The sequence below is a fragment of the Caulobacter sp. HMWF025 genome, assembly GCF_003060965.1.
Classification (GTDB): domain Bacteria; phylum Pseudomonadota; class Alphaproteobacteria; order Caulobacterales; family Caulobacteraceae; genus Caulobacter.
On sequence record NZ_QAII01000161.1, the window covers coordinates 36,708 to 44,543 of the forward strand.

The 7,836-nt window shown below is 66.8% G+C and carries 4 protein-coding genes; 2 read left to right on the forward strand and 2 right to left on the reverse strand.

Features of this window, described 5'->3' with window-relative positions; all coding sequences use genetic code 11:
- Nucleotides 1–3: 3 nt before the first annotated feature.
- Both DBR10_RS17410 and DBR10_RS17415 read right to left on the reverse strand, forming a co-directional pair.
- On the reverse strand, nucleotides 4–1,620 hold the full coding sequence (locus DBR10_RS17410) for an alpha-L-fucosidase (protein WP_108504586.1): 1,617 nt from the start codon (nucleotides 1,618–1,620) through the stop codon (nucleotides 4–6).
- Nucleotides 1,617–3,572 carry a glycoside hydrolase family 97 protein gene (locus DBR10_RS17415; protein WP_233243470.1) on the reverse strand — a complete coding sequence of 652 codons (1,956 nt, stop codon included), beginning with the start codon at nucleotides 3,570–3,572 and terminating at the stop codon, nucleotides 1,617–1,619. Before DBR10_RS17415 ends, DBR10_RS17410 begins: the two co-directional genes overlap by 4 nt.
- 167 nt (nucleotides 3,573–3,739) lie before the next feature.
- Between DBR10_RS17415 and DBR10_RS17420 the strand changes: the two genes are divergently transcribed.
- Nucleotides 3,740–6,220: a glycoside hydrolase family 3 protein gene (locus tag DBR10_RS17420; protein ID WP_108504584.1), complete on the forward strand. Its 2,481-nt coding sequence runs from the start codon at nucleotides 3,740–3,742 to the stop codon at nucleotides 6,218–6,220.
- A gap of 127 nt (nucleotides 6,221–6,347) precedes the next feature.
- Nucleotides 6,348–7,836: sialate O-acetylesterase (locus tag DBR10_RS17425; protein WP_233243471.1), on the forward strand; the 1,489-nt coding region annotated here is incomplete at its 3' end.

The window sequence follows — 7,836 nt, forward strand, 5'->3', positions numbered from 1 at the left end:
GGGCTAGGTGAGCCCCGGTCCCTGGATCTTCAGGACCGGCGTAAAGGCCGGCCGTCGCTCGCGGAGCTGGACCGTCAGTCCAGAGGCATCCCGCGTGAAGGGCAGGGGTTCACTGCTGCCCAGCAGTTCAACGCGTACCACCTCACCGGCCGAGGTTGGGCCCTGTGAGCCCAGGCTCGTGATGGACATTTTGCCCTCGGGCCAGGCCATGGCCAGGGCATAGAGATCGCCGGCCTTCTGGGTGAAGCGGATGTCGCTGGCCTCGAAGGGCTTGGCAGCACCTTCGTTCTGCATGCCTTCCACGAAGCGGGTCGGGCCCTCGCCATAGATGCGCCAGGGGCGGGTCGAATAGATCGCTTCACCGTTCACGGCGATCCAGCCGGCCATGTCGGCCAGGACCTGCTCTTCCTGGTCGTCGATGGAGCCGTCGCCGCGCTGGGGGATCGACAGCAGCAGGCAGCCGTTCTTGCTGACGACGTCGATTAGCCTCTGGATCACGTCCCGGCCGCTCTTGTAGCCGTCCCGTTCATAGAGGGGACGGTCGTAGTGCCAGCTGCCGATGCAGGTGTCGGTCTGCCAGGGCTCATCGCGCAGTCGGTCCGAAAAGCCGCGCTCCACGTCCTCGACGATCGCCCGGCGCTGGAAGGCCGAGAGTTTCTTGCCGGTGACCACCACATCGGCCGACCCATGCCGGGCGACCGCGCCATTGTAGTAATGGGCGGTGGCGTCGAGTCCGGCCTGGCCCAGCGGCAGGGTGTAGTTGTCGAAATAGACCATGTCGGGTCGGTAGCGGTCGACCAGGTCGTTCTGGCGCAGCAACCAGTTGCGGGTGAAGGCGGGGTTGTTGGGGGGCGGGGTCTCGACCCATTCGCCATCGTGCCTGTCATGCCAGGCATTGGCGGCGGCGATGCTGTCGATCCCGTCGGGAATGACCATGTTGCAGCCGGTATAGAGGGCTTGCGGGTCCAGGCCTTGCCACCACTTACCCTTGCCGTCGGCCTTGGTCAGGCGGAAGGCGTCATAGCGCTGACCCTTGCGGGGCCCCTCGGCGTCATAGCCGTAGGCGGTCTGCCACCAGTGCCAGGCATGGGCCCCGTGGTTGGACACACCGAAGCGCAGACCATGGGCGCGGGCGACCTTTTCCCACGTCCCGACAATGTCACGCCGGGGGCCGACCCGCGTCGTGTTCCAGGCATGGTGGCGGCTGTCGAACATGTCGAGATTGTCGTGATGGTTGGCCATCGACATGAAGTATTTCGCGCCCGCCGCCACATAGAGCTTCATCAGGGCGTCGGGGTCCCAGCGGTCGGCTTTCCAGCGCGGAATGAACTCCATGAATCCGAAGTCGGCGGGGTGGCCGTAGGTCTTCAGATGGTGCTCGTAGACATAGTTGCCCTGCTGGTACATCTGGCGGCCGTACCAGTCGCCGAACTCCGGCACGCATTGTGGCCCCCAGTGCGACCAGATGCCGAGCTTGGCATCCCGGAACCAGTCGGGGGTCCTGTAGCCACCGGCCAGCGAGTCCCAGCTGCCCTGGAAGGGCCCTCTGGGTCGGGCCAGGGCAGGTGTCGCGGCGAGGCCGGCAGCGGCAGCGAGGGCCGCCCGTCGGGTCAGGCTCATCGGGCGGGGCTCAGATGGATGACGCCGCCGCCGGACGGGGCCAGTTTCAGGGACAGGCTGTCCTTCGCCGTAACCGCGCGACTGGACTGGACGAGCGCCGTCGGCTCTGTCCCGTCCTGGCGGATGTCGGCGGTAAAGGCCCCGGCCGGCAGGAAGTCGAGCGGTACTTTGACCGTGCGGCCGGTCTCGTTGCTCATCGCTCCGACATACCAGTCGCTGCCCTTGCGACGGGCGATGACGATGGACTGGCCGATCTCGCCCGACAGCACGCGGGTTTCGTCCCAGCTGGTCGGGACGGCGCTGATGAAGTCCAGACCGGCCGGCGAGGCGGCATAGGTCACAGGACTGTCGGACACCATCGACAGGGGGCTGTCGAAGACGACGTACATGGCCAGGGCCTGACCGCGCGTAGTCTGAACGAGCGGCAGGCTGTTCTGGGGTTTGAAGGCCCCCGGCGTCACATTGCGGAAGCCGCCGGGCGTATAGTCCATCGGGCCCAGCAACATGCGGGTGAAGGGCAGGGTGACATTGTGGGTCGCCGTGATCCGGCGGCTCCACTTGTTGTACTCCGCTCCCAGAACACCTTCCTGGGTCATGTAGTGCGGATAGGTCCGGATCAGGCCGGTCGGGCGATAGGCCCCATGCAGATCGACCATCAGCCTGTGCTGGCCCGCCTTGGTCAGCAGGCGGTGGTAGTAGTCGACGATCTGCTGGTCATCGCGGTCCATGAAGTCGACCTTGATGCCCTTGATGCCCAGCTTCTCGTAGGCCGCCAGGCCCTCGTCCATCTGGTCGTCCAGCGCCTTCCAGTGTACCCAGACCATGATGCCGACGCCCCTCTGCGCGCCATAGGCGATCAGGCCGGGCAGGTCGATCTCGGGGATCGGGCGGGTAATGTCGGTGCCGGGCAGCACGGCCGGAGCCTGGCCCGAACCGACATACCAGCCGTCATCGATCAGCATGTACTCAAGCTTGTTGGCCGCCGCAAAATCGATGAAAGCCTTCATCGTGGCGGTGTTCATGCCGGGCCGGTCGACCCCGGCCACGACCGATCCGTTCCACCAGTCCCAGGCCGCCTTGCCGGGCCTGATCCAGCCGGTGTCGGTCAGGGCGGTGGGCGGATTGAGGCTGGTGATCAGGTTGGAGGCGACCAGGTCACCGGGCGTGTCGCCGACCATCAGGACGCGCCAGGAGCTGACCGTGTCCGTACCGATCCGCGAATGGATGGCTGATTTCGGATCGTCCAGTCGCGGCGAGAGCTTGCCCTGGAGGCCAAGCCCCCCGTCGCCGCGCCCGGTCAGATAGAGCCCGCCGGAGTTCTTCAGGTCTGCCTCGGCAATGGCGAAGGTCGTGCCCCCTTCGGTCTGACAGACGACCGGCAATTCGAGCAGGTTGTGCTCGCGGAAGCTGGAAGCCTTGACCGGGTCGTACTCGCCCTCGTGCGAGGTGCCGAACTTGCCCAGATTCAGCGCCCAGCAGCGATGGTCGGCGGCAAAGTCGAAGCGGGTTTCCTCGTTGCGGATCGAGACCCCGGCCAGGGCTGGCTGGTCCGGCAGGACATAACGGAACGCGAGCCCATCGTCATAGGCCCGGAACACCATGTTCAGCTTGCGGCCGGCGGTGCCGCCTTCAACGAATTGCACCGTCAGTTCGTTGAAGTGGTCGCGGGCGGTACGGGTCTTGCCGACCACCAGGTCATAGGTCTGGTCAACGCTGCGCGTCGTCGCGGTCGCCAGGGTGACGTCGTAGGACAGCCGCCCACCCATATCGAGCGTCAGGCCCAGGCCTGACGGCTGAATGACCGGCGTCCCGCGCCGGGACACCGCATAGCGGGCCTGGCCGCCGGTATCGGAAACCGTCACCACCAGGGAACCGTCCGGCGAGGCCAGACTGCGCTCGGCGGCCTGACCGGCCCCGCAGGTCAGTGCGGCAAGGATTGAGCCTGCGAGCAAGGTCCGCTTTAAAGACTGCATGAATCCTCCCTTGGACGGCACTTTTTGCGTATTTATAGCATAATTAGACTGTGCATGGATTTCCGTCCAGCGGTAGGATAGCGGTACCACTCCGGAGCCGCCCCATTCATTCGGGCGCAGACGAGATGAAGAGAAGAGCGGGGAGCATGAACACCAGGACCCTTTCGGTCGCCTTGCTGGCGACGACCCTCCTGACCAGCGTGGCAGGATCGACCCTGGCGGCTGAGCCTGTCTTCGCGCCGACCGGCAAGGCGACGGCCCATCCGGCGGCCTGGCCCGTGGCCAAAAGCCAGGGGCTCGTCGATGCAGAGACGGAAGCCTTCGTCGATGCGCTGCTGGCCAAGCTGACCCTCGAGGAGAAGGTCGGCCAGATGATCCAGGCCGACACCGGCGCGATCAAGCCTGAGGACCTCAAGACCTATCCGCTCGGCTCGATCCTCGCCGGCGGCAGCTCGCCGCCGCTCGGCGCTCCGGACCGTTCGCCGATCGGGCCGTGGGTCGACACCGTTCGGGCCTTCCGCGCCGCCGGCGAAGCCCGTCAGGGCGGCACGCACATCCCGCTGATGTTCGGAATCGATGCGGTACACGGCAATGGCAACATCGTCGGCGCGACCCTGTTCCCGCACAACAGCGCCCTGGGTGCGACGCGGGATCCTGAACTCATCCGCCGGATCGGCATTGCTACGGCCCAAGAGACAGCGGTGTCAGGATTTGACTGGGCCTTCGGACCCACCCTGACCGTGCCTCGCGACGATCGCTGGGGCCGCACCTATGAAGGCTATTCGGAGGATCCGGAGATCGTTCGCCAGTATGCGGGCGAAATGATCCTGGGTCTGCAGGGCGCAGTCAGCCAGGGGCAGGTTCTGCAGCACGGCCATGTGGCGGCCAGCGCCAAACACTTCCTCGGCGACGGCGGCACCCATGAGGGCCACGACCAGGGTGACACCCGCGTGTCGGAAGCCGATCTCGTTCGGCTGCATGCCCCGGGCTACGTCCCGGCGATCAATGCCGGCACCATGACCATCATGGCCTCGTTCAACAGCTGGAACGGCGTCAAGATGCACGGCAACAAGACGCTGCTGACCGACGTCCTGAAGGACCGGATGGGCTTCGACGGCTTTGTGATCGGCGACTGGAACGGCCACGGCCAGGTTGCCGGCTGCACCCCGACCAACTGCCCGCAGGCCGCCAATGCCGGCCTCGACATGTACATGGCCCCGGACAGCTGGAAGGGCCTGTTCGACAACATGGTCGCCCAGGTGAAGTCGGGCGAGATCTCCCAGGCGCGGGTCGATGACGCCGTGCGACGCATCCTGCGGGTCAAGGTCAAGCTGGGCCTGTTCAAGTCTGCCCGGCCCTGGGAAGGGCGTGCCGATGTGGCCGGCAATGCCCAGCACCGGGCGCTGGCCCGCGAGGCCGTTCGCAAGTCTCTGGTCCTGCTGAAGAACAACGGCGTGCTGCCGATCAAGTCCAGCGCCAACGTTCTGGTGGCCGGCTCCGGGGCCGATGACATCGGTCGTCAGTCCGGCGGCTGGACCCTGTCGTGGCAGGGCACCGACAACAAGAACAGCGACTTCCCCAATGCCCAGTCGATCTGGTCGGGTCTGAAGGAAGCGGTCGAGGCCGGTGGCGGCAAGGCCACGCTCAATGTCGACGGCAAGTTCGACAGCAAGCCCGACGTCGCTGTCGTGGTCTTCGGCGAGACTCCTTATGCCGAGGGCGTGGGCGATCTCAAGACCCTCGAATACCAGCCCGGTGACAAGGCGGATCTGGCGCTGCTCAAGCGTCTGAAGGCTGCTGGCGTGCCTGTGGTCGCCGTATTCCTGACCGGGCGGCCGCTCTGGGTGAACCCCGAGCTCAATGCGTCTGACGCTTTCGTCAACGCTTGGCTCCCGGGATCTGAAGGGGGCGGCATCGCCGACGTGATCGTCGGCGACAAAACCGGCAAGCCGCGCAACGACTTCAAGGGCAAGCTGTCCTTCAGCTGGCCCAAGAGCGCAGCCCAGACGTCCCTGAACCGGGGTGACCGCGGCTATGATCCGCTGTTCGCTTATGGCTACGGCCTGAACTATCGCGACAGGGTGCGTCTGCCGAAGCTCTCTGAAGTCTCCGGCGTGACGGTCGTTGCCGAAAACAGCAGCAACTACTTCGTCGCCGGCAAAACGCCGGCGCCGTTCAGCTTCCGCCTGTTGCCCACCACGTCCGTCCAGATCCGCCCGGTGGACGCCGGTGGCGTTCAGGAGGCTGGTCGCCAGATCACCTTCTCGGGTGCCGGTGCGGCCTCCGCCGCTCTGGTCGGCGACAAGCCGATGGATCTGACATTCCAGACCAATGCCGAGATGGCCCTGCTGGTCGACTATCGGGTCGACGTCCGTCCGACCGCCCCTGTGACCCTGTCGATCGGCTGGGGCAAGCTGGATGTGGCTCCGGTTCTCGCCTCTGCCCCGATCGGGGAGTGGAAGAGCCTGAAGGTGCCGCTGAAATGCTTCGCAGCGGCCGGGACGGACGTCACCAAGGTCGCCGAGCCCTTCCTTCTGGAAACCGCCGGAGCGCTGACCGTCTCGCTGCAGGGCGTCAAGCTGACCACCGATCCGGCCGGCGCGGTCTGTCCGGCCAAGGCCCAGTAGCCAGCTCACCCGCCGCCCCGTCGAAGCCGTCGGGGCGGCGCCTAACTCGAAATGGCCGTCGCTGTTGTGGGCCCGGCAGAGGACCCGCAAGGCGAGCCCGGCTGAACAAGACCCGGAATCCGACCCCATGAAACGCCTGCTTCTGATCGCGTCCGCCCTGTCCGCCCTGGCGAGCGGGGCTTCGGCCCAGGCCTTGCTGGCGCCCGTGTTCAGCGATCATGCGGTGTTGCAGCGTGGTCAGCCGATCCGGGTCTGGGGTCAGGTCAAGCCCGGCGCGGCCGTGGCCATTGACTTGTCCGGTCAGACCGCCACGGCGACCGCCGATGCGGACGGACGCTGGTCTGCGGCCCTGCCGGCCCGCGAACCGGGCCCGGCCCTGAGCCTGACGGTTCAGTCCGGTGGTCAGGTCCAGGCCCTCACAGACCTCCTGGTCGGGGATGTCTGGCTGTGTTCGGGGCAGTCGAACATGGAGATGCCGCTGCGCCGCATCCTCAGCGGCGAGTACGAGGTCGCGGCGGCCGGTGACGCCAATATCCGCCTGCTGCAGACGGGCCGGACCAGCCTGCCGGCTCCGACCTCGGCCCTGCCGAAGGAGGCGGTCTGGCAGGTTTCGACCCCGCAAAGCGCGGGCAACTTTTCGGCCGCCTGCTATTTCATGGGTCGCGACATCAAGAAGACGACCGGCGTTCCGGTGGGCCTGATCGACGCGACCTGGGGCGGCTCACCGATCCAGGACTGGATCAGCCGTGAGGGCCTGGCGGCGCTGAAGACCTATGACGAGGGTCTGTCGGTCCTGGCCGACTATGCGCGGTCAAAGGAGTTGGGCATGGCGCGCTGGAGCGGCATGCTGGATCGCTGGGCGGCCCGCAACGAGCCTCAGGCCAAGGCGTGGAGCCAGTCGGACTTCGACGACCGGGCGTGGGGCAGCCTGCCGGCAGAGAACTTCTGGGAAAACACGGCGGGTCTGGAGACCTTCGACGGCACGATCTGGTTGCGGGCCGAAGTCACCCTGACGGCCCAGCAGGCGACCCAGGGCGCGGTCCTGGCCCTGGGGCCGATCGACGATATCGACACGACCTATCTCAACGGCAAGCCCGTTGGCTCCCAGGAGGGATGGAACGCGCCGCGCAACTACCGGCTTGCCAACGGCGCGCTGAAGGCCGGTCGCAATGTCGTTGCCATCCGGGCGATTGACGCCGGCGGTGGCGGCGGAGCCTGGGGGCCGGCGGCCGAGAAGGGCTTCAGGCTCGACGACGGCAGCTTTGTGCCGCTGGGCACGGCCTGGCGCTACAAGGTGTCAAGCCGCCTGGCGGCGACGGGTCTGCCGCCGCACGCGCCCTGGCTCGGGGCCAGCGGCCTTTCGACCCTGCACAACGGCATGATCGCCCCCCTGGCCCCCTACGGACTGAAGGGCTTTGCCTGGTACCAGGGCGAGGCCAATGTCACCGAGGCCCCCGAATATGCCCGGCTGATGCCGGCCCTGATTGCCGACTGGCGGCGGGAATTCCAGGGCGCGGACCTGCCGTTCCTGATGGTGCAACTGGCCAGCTTCGGGCCCTACAGGTCAGCGCCCGCCGAGTCCGGCTGGGCCGCCCTGCGCGACGTGCAGCGGCGGG